Annotated in this window: 26 protein-coding genes; 3 read left to right on the top strand and 23 right to left on the bottom strand. The window is 39.8% G+C overall.

Annotated features, from left to right (window positions below; translation table 11 throughout):
• Positions 1-13: 13 nt before the first annotated feature.
• The 8 genes from BMZ99_RS05295 to BMZ99_RS05260 form a co-directional block, all read right to left on the bottom strand.
• Complete coding sequence (locus BMZ99_RS05295) at positions 14-1,132, bottom strand: DUF362 domain-containing protein (protein ID WP_090933667.1); 1,119 nt, start codon at positions 1,130-1,132, stop codon at positions 14-16.
• Positions 1,133-1,373: 241 nt separating this feature from the next.
• Positions 1,374-1,919: a glutathione peroxidase gene (locus BMZ99_RS05290; protein ID WP_090933665.1), complete on the bottom strand. Its 546-nt coding sequence runs from the start codon at positions 1,917-1,919 to the stop codon at positions 1,374-1,376.
• Between the two features lie 104 nt (positions 1,920-2,023).
• Positions 2,024-2,404, bottom strand: coding sequence for an HsmA family protein (locus tag BMZ99_RS05285; protein ID WP_090933663.1), 381 nt, complete (start codon positions 2,402-2,404; stop codon positions 2,024-2,026).
• A 49-nt stretch (positions 2,405-2,453) separates the two neighbouring features.
• On the bottom strand, positions 2,454-2,798 hold the full coding sequence (locus BMZ99_RS05280) for a hypothetical protein (RefSeq protein ID WP_090933661.1): 345 nt from the start codon (positions 2,796-2,798) through the stop codon (positions 2,454-2,456).
• 12 nt (positions 2,799-2,810) lie between these two features.
• Entirely contained in the window at positions 2,811-3,344 is a 534-nt protein-coding gene (locus BMZ99_RS05275; protein ID WP_090933659.1) for an RNA polymerase sigma factor, read from the bottom strand.
• A gap of 183 nt (positions 3,345-3,527) precedes the next feature.
• The gene (locus tag BMZ99_RS05270; protein ID WP_090933657.1) at positions 3,528-4,316 is read right to left on the bottom strand and encodes an EFR1 family ferrodoxin; all 789 of its coding nucleotides are present in this window, start codon (positions 4,314-4,316) and stop codon (positions 3,528-3,530) included.
• Between the two features lie 61 nt (positions 4,317-4,377).
• Entirely contained in the window at positions 4,378-4,980 is a 603-nt protein-coding gene (locus BMZ99_RS05265) for a lysine exporter LysO family protein (protein ID WP_090933655.1), read from the bottom strand.
• Entirely contained in the window at positions 4,977-5,276 is a 300-nt protein-coding gene (locus tag BMZ99_RS05260; RefSeq protein WP_090933653.1) for a LysO family transporter, read from the bottom strand. Before BMZ99_RS05260 ends, BMZ99_RS05265 begins: the two co-directional genes overlap by 4 nt.
• Before the next feature lie 305 nt (positions 5,277-5,581).
• Here BMZ99_RS05260 and BMZ99_RS05255 point away from each other — a divergent pair, with 305 nt between their 5' ends.
• A complete protein-coding gene (locus BMZ99_RS05255; protein WP_090933651.1) occupies positions 5,582-6,001 on the top strand; it encodes a thioesterase family protein in 420 nt (139 codons plus the stop codon).
• Between the two features lie 136 nt (positions 6,002-6,137).
• On the opposite strand, the gene BMZ99_RS05250 is transcribed toward BMZ99_RS05255, so the two are convergent.
• The 8 genes from BMZ99_RS05250 to BMZ99_RS05215 form a co-directional block, all read right to left on the bottom strand.
• Positions 6,138-6,500: a biotin/lipoyl-containing protein gene (locus BMZ99_RS05250; RefSeq protein ID WP_090933649.1), complete on the bottom strand. Its 363-nt coding sequence runs from the start codon at positions 6,498-6,500 to the stop codon at positions 6,138-6,140.
• Between the two features lie 36 nt (positions 6,501-6,536).
• Complete coding sequence (locus BMZ99_RS05245) at positions 6,537-6,821, bottom strand: hypothetical protein (RefSeq protein WP_090933647.1); 285 nt, start codon at positions 6,819-6,821, stop codon at positions 6,537-6,539.
• A gap of 130 nt (positions 6,822-6,951) precedes the next feature.
• A complete protein-coding gene (locus BMZ99_RS05240) occupies positions 6,952-8,082 on the bottom strand; it encodes a sodium ion-translocating decarboxylase subunit beta (RefSeq protein WP_090933645.1) in 1,131 nt (376 codons plus the stop codon).
• Positions 8,083-8,119: 37 nt separating this feature from the next.
• Complete coding sequence (locus tag BMZ99_RS26220) at positions 8,120-8,281, bottom strand: hypothetical protein (RefSeq protein WP_090933643.1); 162 nt, start codon at positions 8,279-8,281, stop codon at positions 8,120-8,122.
• Positions 8,282-8,457: 176 nt separating this feature from the next.
• The gene (locus tag BMZ99_RS05230) at positions 8,458-9,453 is read right to left on the bottom strand and encodes an NADH:flavin oxidoreductase (RefSeq protein WP_090933641.1); all 996 of its coding nucleotides are present in this window, start codon (positions 9,451-9,453) and stop codon (positions 8,458-8,460) included.
• A 345-nt stretch (positions 9,454-9,798) separates the two neighbouring features.
• Positions 9,799-10,293 carry a hypothetical protein gene (locus BMZ99_RS05225; protein WP_090933639.1) on the bottom strand — a complete coding sequence of 165 codons (495 nt, stop codon included), beginning with the start codon at positions 10,291-10,293 and terminating at the stop codon, positions 9,799-9,801.
• Between the two features lie 45 nt (positions 10,294-10,338).
• Positions 10,339-10,797, bottom strand: a complete 459-nt coding sequence (locus BMZ99_RS05220; protein ID WP_090933771.1) for a hypothetical protein — start codon at positions 10,795-10,797, stop codon at positions 10,339-10,341.
• A 266-nt stretch (positions 10,798-11,063) separates the two neighbouring features.
• Positions 11,064-12,329 carry a cation:dicarboxylate symporter family transporter gene (locus tag BMZ99_RS05215; RefSeq protein ID WP_090933637.1) on the bottom strand — a complete coding sequence of 422 codons (1,266 nt, stop codon included), beginning with the start codon at positions 12,327-12,329 and terminating at the stop codon, positions 11,064-11,066.
• 219 nt (positions 12,330-12,548) lie between these two features.
• Between BMZ99_RS05215 and BMZ99_RS05210 the strand changes: the two genes are divergently transcribed.
• Together BMZ99_RS05210 and BMZ99_RS05205 are read left to right on the top strand one after the other, a co-directional pair.
• Complete coding sequence (locus tag BMZ99_RS05210) at positions 12,549-13,841, top strand: sensor histidine kinase (RefSeq protein ID WP_090933635.1); 1,293 nt, start codon at positions 12,549-12,551, stop codon at positions 13,839-13,841.
• A 2-nt stretch (positions 13,842-13,843) separates the two neighbouring features.
• Positions 13,844-14,764 carry a response regulator gene (locus BMZ99_RS05205; RefSeq protein WP_090933633.1) on the top strand — a complete coding sequence of 307 codons (921 nt, stop codon included), beginning with the start codon at positions 13,844-13,846 and terminating at the stop codon, positions 14,762-14,764.
• 102 nt (positions 14,765-14,866) lie between these two features.
• Here the strand turns inward: BMZ99_RS05205 and BMZ99_RS05200 are convergent, their stop codons facing one another.
• The 7 genes from BMZ99_RS05200 to BMZ99_RS05170 all read right to left on the bottom strand — a co-directional run bounded on the left by BMZ99_RS05200 (position 14,867) and on the right by BMZ99_RS05170 (position 23,212).
• Positions 14,867-15,613 (bottom strand): ABC transporter permease, encoded by a 747-nt coding sequence (locus BMZ99_RS05200; RefSeq protein WP_090933631.1) that lies wholly within the window; start codon positions 15,611-15,613, stop codon positions 14,867-14,869.
• Positions 15,610-16,362, bottom strand: a complete 753-nt coding sequence (locus BMZ99_RS05195) for an ABC transporter ATP-binding protein (protein ID WP_090933629.1) — start codon at positions 16,360-16,362, stop codon at positions 15,610-15,612. The genes BMZ99_RS05200 and BMZ99_RS05195 overlap by 4 nt, the downstream gene beginning before the upstream one ends.
• Positions 16,359-17,315 (bottom strand): ABC transporter substrate-binding protein, encoded by a 957-nt coding sequence (locus BMZ99_RS05190; protein ID WP_090933627.1) that lies wholly within the window; start codon positions 17,313-17,315, stop codon positions 16,359-16,361. Before BMZ99_RS05190 ends, BMZ99_RS05195 begins: the two co-directional genes overlap by 4 nt.
• 168 nt (positions 17,316-17,483) lie before the next feature.
• Positions 17,484-18,296, bottom strand: a complete 813-nt coding sequence (locus tag BMZ99_RS05185) for an ATP-binding protein (protein ID WP_090933625.1) — start codon at positions 18,294-18,296, stop codon at positions 17,484-17,486.
• A complete protein-coding gene (gene cooS / locus BMZ99_RS05180; protein ID WP_090933623.1) occupies positions 18,293-20,254 on the bottom strand; it encodes an anaerobic carbon-monoxide dehydrogenase catalytic subunit in 1,962 nt (653 codons plus the stop codon). Before cooS ends, BMZ99_RS05185 begins: the two co-directional genes overlap by 4 nt.
• Before the next feature lie 161 nt (positions 20,255-20,415).
• On the bottom strand, positions 20,416-21,087 hold the full coding sequence (locus BMZ99_RS05175) for a Crp/Fnr family transcriptional regulator (RefSeq protein WP_090933621.1): 672 nt from the start codon (positions 21,085-21,087) through the stop codon (positions 20,416-20,418).
• Positions 21,088-21,307: 220 nt separating this feature from the next.
• Positions 21,308-23,212 (bottom strand): heavy metal translocating P-type ATPase, encoded by a 1,905-nt coding sequence (locus tag BMZ99_RS05170; protein ID WP_090933619.1) that lies wholly within the window; start codon positions 23,210-23,212, stop codon positions 21,308-21,310.
• Between the last annotated feature and the right edge of the window lie 2 nt (positions 23,213-23,214).

The raw sequence follows: 23,214 nt of genomic DNA, 5'->3' as shown, positions 1-23,214 counted from the left end.
TTCTTATTACTTTTTAAACTTCAATCAGCTCATACTGCTTCGTACCAATACCGATTTTCTCAGCATGATCAACACAGGACATCCAGTTGGTTTCAGGATGAGCCGCTTGGAAGTGATCATTGTCGTTGGAGCTCTTATTCTTTAGCTGTTCAGCTAAGTAGCTGTTTGTGATCACAGGTGCCTCATTTGCTTTATCAGCACAGGCCATGTCAAGGGCTACAGGATCAAAGGATGCAAACATGCCAATGTCAGGAATGATCGCTACATCATTTTCAGCATGACAGTCACAATTTGGTGATACATCAATTACTAAGCTGATATGAAAATGTGGTCTGCCATTTAAAATCGCCCAGGTGTATTCGGCAATTTTCTTATTAAGGACATCATTGGATTCATCCCAGGCAGCACCAACGGCATTAAAATGACAAACACCTATGCACCTTCCACAGCCTACGCATTTGGCATGGTCAATTTGGGCCTTTTTATCGATAAGACTTATGGCGCTATGTGCACAAATTTTTACACAAGCACCACAGCCTACGCAGCTTTTCGTACGAACGCTCGGCTTGCCTTCACTATGCATTTCCATTTTTCCTGCCCTTGAGCCACAGCCCATACCAAGATTTTTTAATGCACCGCCAAATCCAGTAAGTTCATGCCCTTTAAAATGATTGAGACTAATAATGATGTCCGCATCCATGACAGCGCGCCCAATTTTTGCTTCCTTCACATATTCTCCAACAGGAACAGGTACATAGGACTCATCTGTGCCCTTCAAACCATCTCCTATAATAATTTGACAGCCTGTAGTGAAAGGGTTATAGCCATTTTCATATGCTGCATCTAAGTGCTCAAGAGCATCCTTACGCCTTCCAACGTATAAGGTATTACAGTCCGTAAGAAATACCCTGCCGCCTAAACTTTTGATTACATCTGCAATCACTTTGGAGTAATTGGGTCTAAGATATGCAAGATTGCCAGGCTCACCAAAATGGATTTTAATCGCACTAAATTTGCCTTTGAAATCAATTTGCTCAATCCCAGCGCTCTTTACTAACCGCTCTAACTTTTGCAGCAAATTCATCTTACTAGTTGCTCGCATATTTGTAAAATAAACCTTTGATTTTTCCATAGTATCCTCCTTATTCTCATGATCATAGACTCTTGGACAAGTAATCCACAATCGCTATTTATGTTTTATTTACCATTCAAAGACATTTTCCTGCAAGAGTAACAATGGAAGAGCTTAAAATAAAACATTTCAAATGCAAAGATACTAAGGCTGTAAAGAAAGCCGATCAACAGAGGCACAATGTGCCTCTGTCTCCTCTGTGCTCTCGGCAATTAAATCGTCTTTACTATATGCAGTGTTATTATAATAACTTCTCAATGTCCTTTTCCATACTCAAAGGCGCAGTTGTTGGCTCATAACGTCCTGCAACATTCCCCTGGCGGTCAATGAGGAATTTGGTGAAGTTCCATTTAATATCATTCCCTGCCAGAATTTCAGGAAATTTTTCTTGTAATATGCCCTGCAATCGTTCTCCAATAGGATGATTCAGATCAAACCCTTTAAAGGGCGCCTTTTGTGTCAAATAGCGAAATAAAGGATGAGCCCCTTCGCCTCGAACATCTATTTTCTCAAAGAGCGGAAAGGTTACACCATAATTAATCTGACAGAAGTTTTGTACCTCTGCATTACTTCCTGGCTCTTGTTCTGCAAATTGGTTGCTGGGAAAGCCTAAGATAACCAGACCTTGCTCTTGGTATTTTTGATAAAGTGCCTGCAACTCTTCATATTGAGGCGTAAATCCACATTTACTGGCAGTATTGACAATTATGAGAACTCTGCCATGATAATCGGTTAAGGCTACTTTTTTACCTTCAATGGATTTCAATTCAAACTCATAAATATTCATTACGATCGACTCCTTTTCACTATATACCTTCTTTGCCAATACAATCCACTTTAGTATGAATCCAAAGCGTTTTTACTATACCATCCCTTTGGCTGCTGGCTTATTTATGGAAAATGGACAATTGCCCCACTGATAAAGGGCAGCAGCCAAATCAGCCAGACCATTAAACTATAGCGATGAAATTTTCGAATCCAGCTTTCTTTATGAGCTGCGATAATGACCGTTGCCCAGCATGTATGTACTAGCATGAGAAGCAGTGCTATTATACCAGTCAAACTATGAAATTCACTGGTTATGGGTATCATACCAGCAACATGCCCTTTAGCAATTTCTCCCATGGCTGCTGTGCCTAGAACATCACATACAATTCCCAACCAGAAAAGAACTAAATGTCCTCGTTTTAAATTGCCTTGTATCTTCTCACTCCAAACTCCAACTGTATATAATACAAAGGCACAGTTTATAAATAGTACCCCATATGACATTTTAACGCCTCATTCTTTTTTGCTTCTTGCTCCATTACAGGCTTACATTTTAATTTTCCTTTTCCAAATATTTTTCAAAAGCCTCCCTTCCCTCATTCTCCCACCATAGCTGATGCTGTTCTTTTTTTAGCGTTTTTTTATATTTTTTGGCCTGGTCCCCATGTTTTCCATAACCACAGGTGCCAAAAAGCAGGCGACACAGGATCACCAAACCACTACCCTGCCAAAAGTTTATTGCTTTTAAGCCAAAAATGTCAGGCATTAGAAAATTCCATAGTAGCATGACAAAATATCCAAAAATAAGGCCAAAAGCAAAAGCCATGATGATACCTGCGAAAACATGAATTACGAGCAGTTTCCCCCCTGCTATACATGGATTATTATCTGCTTGCATATTGATTCCTCCTTATACATTATTTTTAAGTAACTTTCGCAGTATTTTTGTTGCTCGGCTTTTCCGAGATAACAATGTTCCAATCGGCTCTCCCCATTTAGCAGCTAGTTCTTTATATGTATAGCCTTCTATTTCAGTGGCAATCCACACTTCACGCTGCTTGCGATCAAGTTTCATGAGTGCTCCATACAACTGGTTTCGCAATTCCTCTTGCAGCATCTTTGTTTCAATATCAGCACTCCTATCTACGATAAACTCTACTATTGATCTCCCTGAAACTTCATCGGATTGATACAGCGAAATTGCTCTAGAAGGCTGTCGAAGATAATCAATCATCTTATTTTTTATCGAGCGATACATATATGCAAGAATATTTTCTATATGGTATTGAATATCGACTTTGTTATATACATTAAAGACTACATCCGCTACAATATCTTCTGCATCCATATCTGAAATATTTTTTATTCTGCGTCGAATATATTGCAAGAAATTCTTCTGCTCTTTACTAATGATCTCGACTACATCTTGTTCTTGCTTATACATAGCATTTGAATTCCCCCAACCTAATGACAATTTATAGCATCATGCTTCCTCTTTCCTATTGTACCATTATTATAAATGACGAAATAACATTCTATTTATTGCATGATTTTTTTGTTCTATGAGTAATATAAAAGAGCTGCTCTAGAATCACCGATTCCAGAACAGCTCTTTTATAAAACAAATTTAGTGTTCTTTATATCCAATTATCTCAGAACTTACTATTTTAGGATGATGATATCGTTTTCTTCCGGCTGTACGCATACCAAACTCAATACTTTGGGTTGGACAAAAGTGTAAACAAGATAAGCATTCTTGACAATTGTTACTCCATTGGGGCTTCTTACCGTTCATTTGAATATTATTGACAGGACAAATCTTTTCACAGCATCCACAAGAGATACAGGATTCCGAAACGGAGAACTTCCCCGGGGCATGTGAAAGACGTTTTTCCCTCCAATGATTGTTAATAGCCCGGGAAGCCGGCCAAAGATACTCGGAGTCTCTGCCTGTTTGCTGTTTCTTTATAACTTCTGCAATTTTTTGTATCTTTAGATCTGCTTGCTCCAGCCTCTTTTTTACTTTTTCTGCTGGAGGAATATCAGATAGTGGTATATAACTTGAAATCATTTCTATATGAAATCCAGCATCCAGACCCTTATTCTTTTGCCTTAATAACAAATCCAGCTGATGTAATACACTAGTAATATAACGGCTTCCACAAGTTGCAGCTGCAAAAGAGTATTTCATCTTATCCAGGTTCAATTTCTTAATAAATTCTATTACAAGCGGCGGCAAACCAAAATAATGTGTTGGAAAAACAAAACCGACTCCATCCGTATCAATCTTTACTTCTTCTGCACCTCTAAAACTTGGCATAGATAAAAGCCTACAATTGTGCAGCTGTCTTCCAAGGGATTTTGCTGCGTGCAACGAATTGCCTGTAGCTGAATAATAATAGATAGTAAAGTTCATACTATTTCCCCTTCTACCAGAACCTTTTTAATTTTATCATTACGTAAAAGACACTCTCAAACTAAGAAATCGCCACTAATAAGGGGATCAGAAATGGTACCATTGTTGTTAATATTAGACCACTCACGAAGGCAATCATTGCTGTGGGTGTATCCGTCATTTTAGCAATAATCGGCAGGGTAGAATCCATGGTTGTCGCACCGCCAGGAGCAATCGCTACAATCTTCCCAATATGAATTGCTAAAAAAGGAATTAGGACAAAAGCCATTAATTCTCGAAAAACATTAGCTAAGAAGGCAATCGCTCCCAACTCAGCGCTATACAGCTGCGTAATGAGAACACTAGACAAACTATACCAGCCAAATCCCGCTCCGACAAGCAACACTTCTTTTAAGGACATATCTAAAAGCATGCTGCCAATCGAAGCGCCCAAAAGGCTTCCTCCTGCAATCGCTCCAGGTACTAATACAATACGCCAGCCAACTGCTTTTATTTTTACCAACTCCCGGCGATTATATCCTATGCTGATTCCTACACCAAACAGCATGACCGCCAATACATCGGTGATTACTTGATCCAATACCTCAGGATTCACCGAAGGTAACATCCATCCTAGAGCAATGCCTGCTAAAACCGCTGACATAATACAGCCAATCATTCTCATAATTGCTCTTCCTCTTTTTTATGATGTTGAAAAAAATCTACCTTTAATACAACAAACCATAACGCAAGCACACTGCCAATCGTACTTATCCCTGCGACCACTATTGCTTTGTAGCCCAACAATGTTAAGTTTCCTATAAGTTCTCGATTGCTGCCAATTCCAATACCAACAGCAATTAATAATACAAAAACAATTGCCATTACGATTTGATCCAAACGTCCAATCCATTTTTCAGAAATTACATTACTGGCCCCCAACAAACAACCTGCCAGTAAGCTGATGATTACAATTTCCACTTCATCCCCTCACCTTATTCTTTTTATTTATGATGATTGCTTACAATATTTTCACGAAACGACCTATATCCTTGGAAGTTACTTTGCTAGCCAAAAAACTACTTATGCTTTTTGATATATGTAGTTTCTTTTTAATCCTGCTGTTATTATATCATTCTTTTCCCAATAGTTATTTGCTTCAGCCAAATTTTAATTTCATCATGATAAAACATGTATACATTTTACATATATTGGAATTTTAATATGTTTTCTATATAATATAGTTATATTGCTTTTTCTATCAAGTAAAAAGGGAGGCTATTCATATGTTCGACTTGAGAAGCGCCTTACTACCAGGTATGAATAATACGGTTCAAAAATTAGTAGATGAGTCCGATACCGCCACACATTATGGCAGAGGCTCACTAGGGACTCTAATTGCCACTCCAGCATTTGTTTCTTTAATGATTGATGCATCAATTGCAACAGTAGAAAATCGTCTCCCCGAAGGCTTTACAACGGTAGGAACCTCATTTGAATTTACTCACGATGCTCCTACTTGCATGGGCATGACTCTAAGAGTAAAATCAACTCTCATTGAAATTAATGGCGAAAATCTGTTATTTGATATCGTAGCTTCTGATGATTATGGTGAAGTAGGCCGTGGGCACCACCAGCGGGCCGTCGTTAATCGCAAGCGTCTTTTTGAAAAAGCAGATCAGCGTATCAATAATCGGTTGTCCTAACACCATCAACTGGTCTAAAGGATGAGACAAACACAGAGAACACAAAGGGGTGAAATAAACCCATCTTTGTGTTCTCTGTACATCTTTGTGCTTTACAAAGTCGCCCCTGCCCCAATATCTCCGAGTAATCTGACTATTACGTTCCTATGGATAATAAGGGTTGGCCGCTCTGCACTGATTCATTCACTTTGACAAATAACTTACTAATGGTACCATCATTCGCTGCAAGAATCGGATTATGCATTTTCATTGCTTCCATAATCAATAAAGCTTGCCCTTTTTTAACACGCTCACCCTCATGTACATGTATTTCAATAATCTTACCTGGCATTGGCGCTGTGACTTTTTCGCCATCACCACCAGCTGACAAACTTGGCTGGACTGCAGCCATAGGAGTCACGGTTTTACCAGTGCTTATGGGCGTGTCAGCAAGCGTCTTCTTTTTCTGTACAGTAACATCATAGGATCTGCCATTCACCAATATCGTATAGTTTGTCATGGATTTTCCTCCAATACTTATAGGTTCTATTCCTTTCTAACGATTTATAAGTAAATTTTGCCGACCTGTTAGTATCCAATTTTGCGCAGTCAACCGAATCCTCACCACCTCAAATTCTTCTGATTCAGTAAATTCATGAATGGCTGCTGTAATAGCGGCAATGATATATTCATCTTCAACATCTGCATCAGTGCTAGCAGATGCTGCTACTTTTCCATACTGCTTATGATCCACCTGCATGGCAACTTCTTGTTGTGACCTATTTTTCCGCAATACTGCAATCACACAGATTATAAAAATAGCAAAAACCAGCCACATCATCTATACCACTCCCTTTATCTTTTTTCTCGATATGCAGAAAAGAAATAGTAGCCTAACGTTACCACCAATGCCAAAACAAATGCTGTTGTATTTATGCTTTTCACCCGCCTTTTATTTAAGAAACCTTCCCTTATTTAACTCCAATAAGCGCCAACATGATGCCGCCGGATATCGCCGTACCAAAAACACCTGCAAGATTAGGCCCCATTGCATGCATGATTAAAAAATTGTAAGGGTTTTCTTGTAACCCTACTACGTGCGACACCCGTGCTGCAATGGGTACAGAAGCAATGCCCGCCGAACCGATCAGCGGATTAATCTTTCCACCGCTGAACCAATTCATAATTTTAGCACCAATTACCCCTGAAGCAGTCCCTCCAATAAAGGCAATTAATCCAAGAACAATAATTTGCAGAGTTTTTATATTTAAAAACTTATCTGCCTCCATCGTTGACCCAACAGCTACTGTTAAAGTAATAGTAATGACATTCATTAAATCATTAGCTGCCGTACTTGCCAAACGGTCAACCAATAGCACTTCTCGCAGCATATTGCCTAGCATGAGCATCGTGATCAATGGAGCAACTGGCGGCAGGAGAAGATTCACGATAATTGCCATAACGAAAGGAAAGCAGATTTTCTCCAGGCGACTTACCTTGCGACTTTGCACCATAACAATCTGCCGCTCTGCTGGCGAAGTCAACAACTTCATAATAGGCGGTTGAATAAGAGGCATCAATGCCATATAGGAATAGGCCGCGACAGCAATTTGCGGCAGCAAATGGGGCGCAAGTTTCATCGTAACAAAGATTGCCATAGGGCCGTCAGCACCACCAATTATACCGATTGCACCAGCTTCAGCTAATGTAAACCCAAGCGCTTTGGCGCCAATCAGAGCAATAAAAATTCCTAAATGAGCAGCTGCACCAAGAATCATCAAACTTGGATTTGCAATCATGGGGCCAAAATCAGTCATCGCACCTACCCCTAAAAAAATTAAAGGAGGTATAATGACCAGCTCTACTCCTCGATATGCATAATAAAACAATCCTCCAGGCTGGGTTAAGTCCGATCCAGGTACATTTGCAACAATACACGAAAATCCTATTCCCAGTAACAAAAATGGCTCATATTTTCGATAAAGCGCTAAGTAGACGAGTATTGCCCCTACTACGATCATGAAAATATTTCCCCACCAAATTTGAGCAAGTCCAGTCTGTTCTGCAAGATTTACCATGAGAGATATAATTTGCTGAAACATGTAAGTTCCTCCTAATATATCGTCCACCAAATCCGTTCTAATGCCCGCCTCTTAATTTACTATCATCCAGGTACCCCAGTTTATTGAGATACGGGAAAATATATAATACTAGACTTATACCCCAGATAATTACAAAACTTAAGAAAAAATCAATCACACTTAAGATATAGGCCCCCTCCATTGTATCGGGTACTGTCATTTGTCCTCACTCCTTTCCATTGTTCTTATGACAGTCACTTATTAATAGTACTACCACTCTTAAGAAAATATGAATGGTAAATGTGACTTTATAATTAGAAAGCACCTCGAGTGAGCTACATTAAAAAAGAGACCCTGCAAGGTTGCAGGATCTTCTTTTCTGATCTTCGATGTATTTTACAAAAGACTGTTTACAGCCTGCTGCGCCCAATTGGAATCTTTCAGTACGACCCTGCCCACACCAATTAAATCTGCTTTTCCTTCAGCTAATAGCCCCTCTGCAGATTGCGCCTGAGTAATCCCCCCGGTAAGGATAACTGGTATAGACACAACTTTTTTGATTGCGGCTGTTAATGGAGAAAAATAGCCCTGTTCGCTGCTGCCACCTGGCATCATGTAACCGCAAAATCCGCCAGAAATATCAAGGATATCTACACCAGCCTTTTCAAATTCCTGCGCTGCAACAATACTGTCTTCAATGGTGCTTCCTCCTTCAGTAAAGTCGGATGCTCCTAAGCGCAGCAAAACTGGAAAATCCTTTCCCACCACTTTCCGAACTGCAGCAATTACCTCAAGATGAATGCGAATGCGCTTTAGCACCGTTCCACCATACTCGTCTTTACGCTGATTCGTCAAAGGAGAAAAAAATTGGTTCAGAAGATATCCGTGAGCTGAGTGAATTTCTACACCATCAAATCCAGCTTCTTTAGCTCGCTGGGCAGCCTTTTGAAATTCAGTTATAATCTCGCTAATCTCTTGTATTGTCAGCTCATGAGGCACCGTTCCTTTACGAGGATTGGCAATTGCGGACGGTCCTACTGGAATGATTCCTGTTACTCTCTGATCTGCAGCACTGCCAGCATGATTCATTTGTACGATTGCTTTAGAACCGTTGCGATGAATGACATCTGCTAATTTCTTATATCCTGGAATGGCACTGTCTCCAGCAATGGACAGCTGACGTTCACTAGCCTTTCCTGCTAACTGTATAAAACTATGTTCAATTATAACTAAGGGTAAATAACCGCCCTCTGTTTTTTCTGCATAATAGTCTAATACATCCTGACTTACACTCCCATCAGCTCCAGCTTTTGCCGTAGCCATAGGAGGCATTACTAAGCGGTTCGCCAATGTTAGCGATCCTGCCTCTAAAGGTTTAAGTAAATGTGACATCGATAAATCCTCCTTGTGTAATATGGTCATCCAGTTTCAGTATTTCTACTATAATAGTAAATAATAGGATACTCTTTGACAAGTACAAACTTATTAGTACCATAGTTACTCTCTATATACTGATATAGCAAAAAACCCCCGCTTACTGTAAGTGGGAGTTAAGAATCGCTAGTACCTCATCTGCGTTAAAACGATAGATAATTTAGTGAGGATTTTTTCGACCTGCAAGACGGAGGGCCACACAAATTGGGAATCGGTAAGGCAACGACAACGAAGCTGGACGGGAACAGACTGCTAAAGTGGCAGAGTTTTTAATGCAGATAAGGTACTAGAAGTTCTGGATTTCTAAAATTTACAACTAACACCTATTCCAATACTAGATTTATTTCCAGAAAGAGTCGACAAATTGATGTTTAGATCACTAGTATCCGTCAGGCGATAATTAGCCCCCAGCTGCAGCTCTTGTAATCCGTTCCCAGCAATTAAAGAAGCGTAGCCCTCTAAATCATCAGCTAGTTCACTCTGCACAGCTCCCCCTAAATACCCTATTGAGTGAGAATCAGAGATTCGATTTCCAACGATCACTCTCAATGTATCATTATCCGTTCTGATCTGGGCATAATAATCCGTTGCACTTTTATCATTTCTTAAGTCGCGGTATGAAATACCAAGGATTAAATTATCCGTAGTTTGCGTTTCCAAATAGTACATGCTATTCTTGCTGCCGCTTATAACACCAACAGCTGTATCATCTCTTTCCAGATCATTGATCGGCGTTGCAAATACATTATTCATATTGAACAAAAGGAAAGATATAAGAGTCATGATTACCTTTTTCAACTAAATCCCTCCCCATTCTACTACCTTTATCTCACGGCACTTTGACTATTTCATTGTTACATATTCAATATTGTTTTGAATATAGTCTGCCATGTTTCTCATAATCTTTTCCTCTGTTGAATCAACGGGAACTGTAACCCAATCAGAGGCGCTTACTTCTCGAGAAATCAGCTGGGAGTCTTTGTCATAATAATAGGATTCTAAAATTTTGTATCTAACATTTTTAGAATCAAATTGAATATGTATGTATTGATAAGACATCTTTTGATAAAGTTCTTTTACTTCCTTGATTTTTGCTTTTTCTTTTTTCGATGCCTTTTTCTTAGCTTTTTTGATACTCTCCAACTTAGATTTTCTTTCTTTATCAGTAACAACCTTTTTCACCCAGCCATCCAAAATTCCACTAGTAACATATTTGGTGATTCTTGTGTTATCCAAATAAACGGTTCCAGGTTCCCTTGTAGCAATTGATAGGAAACTGCTTTGACCATAAGCAGGAGCCATTATGCCCGTCAGAAAAAACACTGTAATTAGCAATATTGATATACTATGATGCAGCCATTTCTTTTTTTGAGATATCCATAGGCAGTTTATCTTAACCATGCGAATATCACTTCTCCTCACACTTATAATTATTGAGTCAATTATAAGTGATAAACTTTGTAAATTCCTTTTAAATTGTAGTTGTATGACTACTAAGTGGTAAAAAATAAAATAGTTTGATGCTTTTTGCAAAGCTTCAAACTATTTTATAAAGTCGAGCAGCAATTCTATGCAATTTTACGAAGTATTTCTTCTTCTTTTTTCGTATCGTACTGATGTTCTAATTTGGAAATTACTACAGCAGCTAACGCATTCCCAATAACATTGACCACTGTTCTTGCCATGTCCATAAAGCGGTCAACCCCTGCAATAAAAGCCAATCCTTCTGCCGGAATTCCTACGGTGCCAAGGGTTGCTAATAATACAACAAAGGATGCGCCTGGCACACCTGCTATTCCTTTAGAAGTAAGCATAAGTACCAGCATTAAGTCAATCTGACTGCGAATGGACAAATCAATACCATATAATTGAGCTAAGAAAATAGCAGCAACTGCCTGGTAAAGGGTTGAACCAGTCAGATTAAATGAGTATCCTGTTGGAATTACAAAAGTTGTAATCGACTTAGGACAGCCCATCTTCTCCATTTTCAGCATAATATTAGGCAGAACAGCCTCCGAGCTTGCTGTTGTGTAGGCAAGAATCAATTCATCTTTCAGTACCCTAATAAAATTCATAATACTTAGACTGTAAAGCTTGGCAATTGCGCCCAGTACGACGAAGACAAATACAAACATCGCTCCGTAAACTGTAATCACTAGCTTCCCCAGAGGAATCAAAGATTGAAGACCAAATTTGGCAACGGTTGAGCCAATTAATGCAAATACACCAAAAGGCGCAAATTTCATAACTTGGTTCGTTACCCAAAACATCGTTTCTGCAATTCCTTCACAAAGTTTGAGAACAGGTTTTCCCTTTTCTCCAATTGCTGCTACCCCTAGACCAAACATAACGGAGAAAAAGATGATAGCAAGTAAATCACCCTTGGCCAATACATCAAACACATTCGTAGGAACAATGTTAACAAAGGTATCGGCAAAACTATGATGGCTCATATTTTCAGCAGTATTCACATAATTGGCAATATTCGTTTTAGCAAGAGTGCCACTATTTTCAATACCAATTCCCGGTTTTACCACATTCGCAATGATTAGTCCCATAACAATGGCTATCGTTGTAACAATTTCGAAAAAAAGAATGGTTTTACCGCCTATTTTCCCAAGCTTCTTAGCATCACCAACACCTGCAATCCCAACAATCAGGGAGGACACCACAATAGGTACTACAATCATTTTAATCAGCCTAATAAACATATCCCCTAAAGGTTTGAGATACCCTTCAATCGTTGGATCACCATAGTAAGCAGCTCCCACTGCTACCCCTAGTACAAGACCAATCAGAATTTGCATGCCTAATCCCAATTTTATTCTCTTCATTTTTCATCGCCCTTTCAATTATTCTAATATGATGGAAAAGTCTAACGTAATACAATTTTCTGATTTTAATGTATCACGCAACCTATAAAATCCAACATAATACTAGAAAGCTACTGAAAACTTTAAAAAGAATGCCTGGAAGACGGTTATATTTTCTGTTATCCTGTAGAGAGTACCAACAGCACTACCAAGATTCTTTTCAAGGAAGTGTACCGTCTAATGAAGAAACACTACATTGCTATTTTACTTATGATGGTCATTGTTCCCTTAGCAGGGGAATTAAAATTTTATCCTTTTGAAGGAGAATTTCATTCTTTTCGCGTTAGTTTTGGTTCTCCAGCATTTTTATTTTTTCTGTTGTGGCTGCGCAGCACCTCATTCATGCTGCCAGGCTTGCTTGCAGGTTTATCCGTTTTAGTCTTTCGCTTACTTTTGGATTGGAGCACTGGCGATAGTTCTTGGACTTCTAGTTTTTTGCTTCATATGCCAGCATTTCTTTATTATGTGATTTATGCAGGGATTTTTTATTTGGCAAAAGCCAATGATTTATATAGCAGTCCCTTACGCATTGGACTGTTATCGATACTAGCAGAAATTACCGCTAGTATGATAGAACTCTTACTGCCCCTTACCTATTCTAGTGCAGCCTTTATACTTACATTTTCAATTCTTAGTAAGCTTTTAATCGCTGCCGTTATACGCAGCTTTTTTGTTCTTAGCTTCTTTTTTATCACAAACTTACGTCACGCGGAATTTGCCGCTGAACAGCAAAAGGAACAAAATAAGCACATATTACTATTGATTTCCAGCTTATATGAAGAAGCTATCCAACTTACAAAGTCTCTGCAAAATGCCGAAAATATCACGCGAGACTGTTATAAATTATATAAAGATGTAAATGATGGTCATTTTCTGCTTACTAAAAATGAACTTGCTCAAAACATACTGGAAATAGCCGGACAAGTACATGAAATAAAAAAAGATAACCAAAGAATCTATGCCAGTCTTACCCAGTTAATCTCAGACGGTGAATTGCATGACTACATGACCGCATCGGAGCTAGGTGAAATTATCGTACAATCCCATCAAAAATATGCTCGCTCTTTGGGCAAGAATATAATCTTTGACCTGCAGGTTGAAACAACTCTGCCACCATTGCACGTGTATACCGTTTTATCTCTCGTCAATAACCTCGCTTCTAATGCTGTAGAATCCATTCAAGCTTCTGGCTCCATCAGAATCCTTTTTTATCGCAAAGAGCAATTCATCGTCTTCCAGGTAGCCGATAACGGACCAGGAATTCCAATCAAAAAAAGAACTCTGATTTTCAAACCTGGCTACACCACTAAGTTTGATGTATCTGGCAATCCTTCTACAGGTATGGGGCTGCCATACAGTAAAGATTTAGCCAATAGCCTAAAGGGCAGTCTTACCCTCGAAGAAAATTCCCCTGGCAATGAAACCATTTTCACCATAACGTTACCACCACAACATTTAGTAAGGGAAGGATAATCATGCGTTTTTTTATTGTTGATGATGATGAAGCAATCCGTTCTATGTTGTCCGAAATCATTGAAGATTATGATCTGGGCACCGTAGTAGGAGAAGCGGAAAATGGTGCTGCCATTGACGATCATTTGTTAAATATGAAAGCTGTTGATATTCTAATAATCGATCTACTCATGCCCCTGCGAGATGGCATTGAAACGGTTCGTGCAATAAAACCTAGCTTCGATGGAAAAATTATCATGCTCTCGCAAGTAGATAATAAAGAGATGATAGGAAATTCTTATTTACTTGGCGTAAATTATTACATTACAAAACCGATTAACCGCCTAGAGGTTATTGGTATTATACAAAATGTAATGGAACATATAAGGATGCAAAATGTCATCCATAATATTGAAAAAAACCTAAATGTGCTCAATACAGAAAAAAATCCTCCTGCATCTTCAACTGCTGCAATAAGTAAACATTCTATTGTAGCATCGGGGCAAAACCTGCTCGCTGAATTGGGAATGATAGGAGAAAATGGCTGCAGTGACTTATTGGGCATACTAGACTATTTAAAAAGCTATGAGAATCATCAACCACTAGAACAGGAATTCCCTTCTTTAAAAGATATCTTTATGAATGTAGCAATGAAGAAGCTCGGCTTGTCTGACCCAAATGATATAAAAAGAGAAACAAAAGCATTAGAACAGCGAGTGCGCCGTGCAATCTTTCAAGGACTGCATCATTTATCTTCCATCGGTGTTACGGATTACACCAATCCAAAGTTCGAAGAATATGCACCAAAATTCTATGATTTTGTTGAAGTCCGAAAAATGATGCTCAACTTACAAAATAATATGAAACCTTCCATCTCCAATTCTCATATCAATATTAAGAAATTTGTAAAAGTTTTGTATCTGGAATCAAAAAAACGGCTCTAACAGCAGAAACTGCCTATTTCCTAATAACATAGTAAAGTCCCAGCAATATTCTCCTGCAAAAGAGAGTATCGCTGGGACTTTATGACGTATGCTGCATTTTGTTCATTTGTACTGCCAGTGGCATATTTTTCGATCCAAATAATCAATTACACCAAATAAAACTAGCCCCATGCAGCTTAGCACTACGATTCCTGAATACATTTCCAAATAATTTACCCGCATCCAGGCATCCATTATGAAATATCCCATCCCATACTCAGTGCCAAATGTTTCTGTAAAAAACAGTACCGAAATAGCTGTTGCCATAGCCACTCGTATCGATGTCAAAAATTTAGGCATAGAAGCAGGTATGAGAATTTCCCAAAAAATATTACCAGATGTAGCACCTAATGAATATAAGGGATAATACGTTTCCTTCGGTATACTTTTAACTCCATCTCGTACGGCTATAATGACCTGAAAAATAATAATCAAAAAGATCATAAGGATTTTTGATACTTCTCCTAAGCCCAGCAGCAGCATCATAATCGGTAATAAAGCAATTTTAGGAATAGGGTAGGTTAAATAAACAATGGGGGAAAGAGCCCTGTCCCATTTTGGAAAATACCCCATGTATAGACCGGCAGGAACTCCAATAATTACAGCCAAAATAACGCCCGCCACAATACGCCATAGACTATAAGAACCGTGAATCAGAATTTTAGAAACAAAAATCCCCAGCAAATTCTCCATCACAATCCAAGGCATTGGGATAATTGGCAGATTTACTAAGCTGGCAGCCATATACCATAACGTGAAAAAAATCAGTATGCCGTAAAGATACCACACTCCCCTTCGCTGTTCTATCATTTTAACCAATCCTCTTTTATCATTTTTCGCAGTGCAAGGCTGAGTTGGAAAAAATCTTGATGGTTTCGAATATTCTCAATACCAAAGAGAGGATTATCTATTATTTTGCTGATTGTGCCGGGAATACCAGATAATATTACAATCTTTTGTCCTAAATACAACGCTTCTTCTACATAGTGAGTAACAAGAATGGTGGAAACCGAATATTTCCGCCAAACATCCAGGAAAACATTTTGTATTTCTTCCCGTGTCATCGCATCTAAAGCCGAAAATGGCTCATCCATTAATAGCAGATCCGGCTTTAGCAGAAAGGAGCGGGCTAATGCAACACGCTGCTGCTGCCCGCCACTTAACTCTCCAGGATACCTGCCCTCCAACCCTGCCAGTCCTAACTGCTGAACAAAAAAATCTAGTTCTTTAGAATTATCCCGATCTTTTATATTTTTTATTTTGGCACTCAAACGGATATTTTCATATACATTCTTCCAAGGCAGCAGTCCATAATTCTGGGGAATAAAACCAATCTTCTGTTTCATAGGCATTATAGGCTGTCCATTTATTTCTACTATGCCTTCATATTCTCTGATAATCCCTGCCAATACCTTTAAAAGTGTAGATTTGCCACAGCCAGAAGGTCCAATAATAGCGCAGGTCTCCCCTGCTCCAAGCTCCATATTAATATTTTCTAGAGCAGCGTATCCCTCTCCCATGGCTTCATAGGTAACGTTCAAGTTCTTGATTTGAATCATTGCCTTACAAACCGATCATCAACCAGTTCTTTGTAGGGATAAGCCTTTTGGATCAATTGTCTAGCTTGAAGCCATGTCACACAATCTTCAACATCCTTTATACCTGGTGCTACTGCTTTCTTATATTGAGGCAGGACCAGCGCACCTTTTACACTTTCAGGGAAACCTCCTTTTTCAATTAACAGGTCAATGTAATTCTCCATTGGCTCTCGTGATAGATATTCTATGGCTTTATTGTAGGCCCGATACATCCCTTGCAGTTCTTTATCTTTTTCATTCACTGCCTTAGTAGTAAAAATCAGAACTCCAGGGTTGATGCCCAGTTGGTCTGAACTATTCAGCAACTTGCCCCCATTGCGCACAGCAATGCTTGCCATAGGCTCCGGCAGAGTGGCAGCAGCGACCTTACCATTTTGCAGCATTTCTAGCCTCGTAGGAATTTGAGGGATCACAACTTTATGAATGTCTTCTGGAGCAAGCCCCCCTTGGCTTATAATCTTATCCGTTACATATTCAATAATTGTATTCTTTGATATCGCAACATCCTTGCCTTTCAGTTCTTTAATCGACGTGATTGTTTCATCTTTGTTAATAACCAGCTTGTAACTACCGCTAGTTAAAGAGGTTATCACGGTATTAAATCCGCCTTCCTTAGCAAAAGCTTCTGCCAGCATGTCCGAAATTGCTCCGTCCAAATTGCCGCTTTGCAGTGCACTATCCCGGTCTACGGCACTTCGAAATGATTTGAGAGTTACCGTTATCCCTTCTTCTTTAAAGTATCCCTTTTCCTGGGCAATGATGAAAGGTATAGAATCGACGTCAGGCATAAGTCCAATAGTAATATTCTGCAGTTGTCCCGCCTTTGAATCAGCGCTTTCTTTTTTACCATTAGCGCAAGCTGCGAGAAAAACCGTCATAGCACATATGAGCAGGAATACCATGATTTTTTTCACTTCAAAATCCTCCGTTCTTCCATATAGTTAATTCTTCTTCATCCATAATAACATAGATTCGTTATCTTTTAAAACATATAAAGCCCAAGCAAACTACTAGCATGCGAAGGACAGGAAGAAGCCAGGAGTATCGGTCGGCAATACTCCTGGCTTGTTTCTTTCAACTTGTTACACTTTGCTTTTTTTCCTCTCTTCCGCCATATCTTTGCCAATTCGCTCTAGAATAGCAGCAGCTTCTTCTACCAAATCAGGACATAACTCAAATAAGGTGTCTCCTTGCAAATCGGCGAAAACCGCCTCTACTTTATAGGGCAGAAAACCAATTACATTTAAATCCTGCAGTTCATCTTTGATAGCGGATGCACTGACTCCGTGAAGCTTACTCACAACAATATATACATTTTGAACACTTAAATCTCTGGCCATCTTGGCAACGGCACGTGCGGTAGCAAAGCTGCGTTGTCCAGGTTCCACTACGATAATGAAGGCATCCACACCTTCAGCAGTACCCCGTCCTAAATGCTCTAAGCCTGCTTCCATATCAACAATAACCGCTTCATCCCGCTCTACTACCAAATGATTTAAGAGAGATTTCAGCAATATACTTTGGGGACATGCGCATCCTGTACCACCTGTAGATTTAACCCCCATTTGCAATAGACTGATGTTCCCTTGTTTTACTACATATTTCTCTGGTATATCTTCTACAAAAGGGTTTAGTGCAAACCAGCCTCCGAATTCCCCAGGAACCGCACCAGTACGTTCTTCAATCAGCTTTTCATCCTGAGCAATGGTTGTTGCTTGATCAAGAAGCGTAGAACTGAATCCTAGCGCCATACCTAGATTGGCATCAGGATCTGCATCAACGGCAAGTACCTTACTTTTACGCTGGGATAAAATATGGCACAGCAGTGATGCCAGCGTTGTTTTCCCCACACCCCCCTTACCGGAAATGGCAATTTTCATCCCTTTTTCTTTCATATTCCTGACTCCAATTTTGAGCTGAGCCCCAGCGCCAAGCGCTTTTCTTCAATTCGACGTAACAAAATAGCAGCTGCTTTTACTGGATCTTTTTCATAGATCAATTTACCGCCAAATAGTTTTTCTAAATTCAGACCATCATCTTTCACACCATTGCACAGTACATCTGTGACAAACTGGGAGCCAGATACTTGAGGATTCACACCAACATGAACATCCACCCCATTGGCTAGAAAGTACGTACCAATGACCAATGCTTTCGGACTATGCGTTTCTGGGCAAGATCCGACAGCAGGCAAATCCTTAACTTCCACACCCAATCGATTTGCTACTGCCGTCAACAGATCGGCAGGACGAGAATTATCAACACAGCTTCCCATATGAAGAGTCGGCGGCAGCGATTCAAGACCAGCAGCTTGCCCAACCGCCTTTAAGACGCCCCGTAAGGATTCGCCGCAATATTCCAACCCTTGCATGTTCATCAAGTTATGTTTTGCCAAAGAATGAGCCGAACACCCTGTAGCAACGACTAGAACATTATTCTTGAGCAGTTCTTTGGCAACTGTAACATTTCCCCAATCTTGAAATTCTCGGACATTTGTACAGCCAACAATAGCCGCAACACCCCGAATTGCTCCGCTTGCTATTGCATCAAGCAAGGGTTTAAGGGGATCTTCTCTATTTAACGCACTTAGCGCTTCTATGATTTGTTCGTTGGAAAAACCTGCATATGCCTCTACAGTCCCAGTAAAACTGTTAATTTTCTGATGATCTCTTTTAGGGAAGTTGGCAATTGCTTTGCGAACGATATCCTGAGCCGCTTTATCCGCTTTATCTGTGTGAAAATCAACATGAGTCGATCCTGCAATTTTAACGTAAGGCAGAGTTGTAATAACCTCGGTATGATAACATTCTGCTACCTTTTGAATGCCAGGCATTATGCATTGCACGTCTACAATCATTGCTTCGAGCATGCCTGTTACAATAACCAGTTCCTGGGATGAAAAACTTGAAGCCGCAGGTATGCCATGACGCATGAGCACTTCATTGCCCGAACAGCAAATTCCCACAACATTAATGCCTGCCGCCCCAACAGCCTTTGCTTCTCCAGATAATTTCCGAGACCACTCTACGATTTTTTCGGATAATAAAGGAACATGACCATGTACTGCAATATTAACCATTTCTTTTTTTATTACACCGAGTCTAAAATTGGATTTTACCAATTTAGGCACACCAAATAGAATGTCTTGTAAATCTGAAGACAAATGCAGCCCGCCAAAGCCATCTACCAGTCCCATGGTCAAACAGCCTAAAAGAAGATTTATCGGATCTGCATCGCATCCCATTGTTGTTCGGGTAACAGCTTTGGAAATCTCTAAATGAATGTTAACAGGAGTTATACCAAGCTCGTTCCACTTATGGATGGATTGCTGTTGTGCGTGAAGCGCTAACCAGTTCATGACTCCTGTTTGCTTTTGGAAGTCTTCTAAAGCCTTGAGAGCTACTTGTTTCCCAATATCCTCCACAGCTTTACCACTCGTTTCAATTCCTAAACCGGCAGCTACCTGATATAACTTTTCCACACCTTTAATCTGATAATCAGAATTTCCTTCTGAAGCTTCTAATAAGGCCAACGCCGTCTCTCTGCCATGCTCGGCATGCCCCGCCGCACCTTCAATCATCATCGTTAATAAATTGCGAGCAACAATCGTATCTCCATTCGCTCCACATATGCCTTCTTGGGGTCCTTTGCCATTCAATCCAATACGGCATGGACCTTCCAAACAGTGTCTACAGCAAACTCCTGCAGACCCAAAAGGACAAGGAACAGGGGTTTGTTTTGCCCGAGAAAATGCTGTCTCAATTCCTGCTTCACAGGCCTTCTCGTAAAGAACTTCAAAGTCTTGATCCAAAGAGATCCTCTGCGTATGAATGTGATTCTGAGTCTTAGGCATTGTAAATCCTCCCCTTTAAATTGATCCTAAAATAAGTTCAACTTTAAACCAGCTGGAGTAAAATATCCACCCGGTTCTTTAGTCTACTTATCTATACACTAGCAGAGAGACGGAAATAAAAATGTCGGCTAGCTGACAGAATTTTATGTTTTTTTATATCTCTATTCATCATCATCCTTGGCTCGCTCCATAATGATATCAAATTTTTGAATGATGATCTTATCCTTTCCAAGAATGAGTACTCCCTCTTTCTGCAGATTGTTAAAGAATGTGTTCACCGTTTGCCTTGTACTTCCCACAATCGTAGCAATCTGCTGATGAGTTAACCCAATATTAACTTGGAAGGAATGTAACTCTTGCCTGTCACTAGACAAAGCCAGGCTATAAATAAACTGATAGAGGCGTTTATTCACTTCTTTAAAAACTAGACTTTCAATGGTGTTAATTGAATTTTTTAAGGAGTCTCCCAGTACTCCAATTACGGTCATCGCAAAGGAAGGAACCTCCATTAACAAATTTCGAAATGTTTCTACAGGAATAAATAAAATTTCGCTATCGACAATCGCCTGACCAAAAGCACGGGTATGACCACTATACGTATCGCCTGCATCCAGCAGTGTGAGGGTGAACTCTTTACCATTTGGGTATCGTAAATACACACGAATTCTGCCGCTAACCACAAGATAAATATACTCAGAATGCTCCTCTGGTCCAAAAATTTCTGCTTTCTTTTTATATTTTTTAGAAAGACAGTGACTTAAATATTTGGTTACAATCGGTACAGGCAATTGGCTAAATAATTGTTTTCTCTGCAGTTTCCCTAGATTTTTCATTATCAGCCCTCCCACTATTTCGATCTGGGTATAAAATACTTTGTGTTCTCACGAACATAAATGCAAAAAAATATTTTGAACCGTGCTTTTACCATCAAAAACTTATATTTTCTATATTACTATAAAAATGCAAAACTCCTGCAAGATTGAGATAAAATCTCATCCTACAGGAGTTTCTATATATAGTATGCTAGCCACAGCTCTTGTTCATCCTACAACATTAATTTCTTAATAAACGCGCAGAATTCAATACGACTAAGATCGAGCCAACATTATGCACAATAGCAGCGGCAACAGGTCCTAACAGACCAAGAGCAGCCAAAACAATTGCGACAAAGTTAATTACATTGGAGACTACAATATTCTGCCAAATGGTACGAATCGCCTTGCGGCTTTTTTGTATTGTCTGAGGCAACTTTTTCAGGTCATCGGAAAGTAATACAATATCTGCAGCCTCAATGGCAATATCCGTTCCAGAGTAACCCATGGCAATACCAATATTCGCCTTGGCCAGGGCTGGAGCATCGTTAATTCCATCCCCAATCATTGCTACATTACAGCCTAGCCGTTGATAAGTTTCTACATACTTAACTTTGTCTGTAGGTAATAGATCACCATGAACAATAGAAATATCTACTTGCTTCCCAACAGCCTCTCCAACCGCTGAGGCATCTCCTGTCAGCATCACTGTTTTTGTAATTTTTTCTCGTTTTAAACTGTTAATTGTCTCTTTTGAACCTGTCCGAATGGGATCTTGTATTGTCAGTATCCCATTTATCATTCCATTGACGGCTATAAAAACAACGGTAGCTCCTAATCTTTGGCTTTCAGAACAATAAGCCTGCTGCTCTGATGTAATCCCTATATTTTGGGATTCCATTAAAAATTGATTTCCCAACAAGAAATGATCACTATCTTTTTCTGCAATTATTCCTTGACCAATGACAGGCTCCCAATAAGATGGTTCAACAAAGGATATGTTTTCTTTTTGTGCCTCCTCAATAATTGCTTTTGCCAAATGATGCTCGGAGCGCTTTTCGATTCCTGCTGCAATGGCCAACAGCTCATTTCTTTTCCAGCCATTATAGCTTCGGATCTCTTTTAATGAAGGCTTCCCAAGTGTGATTGTACCTGTTTTATCAAATAAAATCGTATCGAGTGCTCCCACTTTTTCTAGTATTTCCCCGCCCTTAATTAAAATGCCTCGACGAGCCGCTGCTCCAATAGCCGCAGCCACAGCAGTAGGAGTACTTAATAACATCGCGCAGGGACAGAATACGATTAGAATTGTAACGCCTCGTACAAGATCTCCTGTTGCCAGGTAGACCAATACTGCAATCGCCAAGCTTAATGGAACAAACCAATTCGCCCAACGATCGATGATTCGAGCGCTCGGTGCCTTATTGGCCTGAGCCTCCTTTACCATTCGAATAATATGACCTAAGGCTGTATCTTGCCCAACCTTCGTCGCTACAATTTCAATACTCCCCATAGTCACAATCGTCCCGCCAAAAACACTCGCACCATTTCTGCATTCAGCAGGTATCGATTCACCCGTTATCGTAGCCTGATCGACTGTAGCCTGACCACTAACTACTATACCATCAACCGGTATCTTTTCTCCTGGCTTTATCAACAGCTTATCCCCAGTCCGTACTAATTCCGCTGCAATTTCTCGTTCTATTCCGTCCTCTATAATGCGAGCTTGTAATGGGGATAGTTCTGCAAGTTTTTTTAATGCAGTATTCGATTTTTCCAAGGTAATATGTTCTAACATCTCACCTATCGTCATAATAAGAGCCACTTCAGCAGCTGCTAAATATTCACCAATGGCAATGGAAGCAATAATTGCAATACTTACTAAAAGACCAACCCTGGTATCTCCTCTTTTATAAATGGCTGTTATGGCTTCTTTCACAATGGGCACTCCACCGATGATCGCTGCAATCAGCGTCGTCTCAATGCCAAAAATTTGCGGCAGCCACTGAGACCAACTGCTTACTAACAAAATCGATGTGGATGCAATGACTATATAATCTCGAATATGTCCTCCTGCCCCATGCTCCATATGCTCAAATTGCTCCGTTGCTTCTTCTTTTGCGATCAGTCTGCATTCATCTTCCATTC

It is taken from the genome of Pelosinus propionicus DSM 13327, from assembly GCF_900114615.1.
Taxonomy (GTDB): domain Bacteria; phylum Bacillota; class Negativicutes; order DSM-13327; family DSM-13327; genus Pelosinus; species Pelosinus propionicus.
The sequence above is the reverse complement of the archived record's forward strand: the minus strand, read 5'-3'. Positions and strand labels throughout refer to the sequence as shown.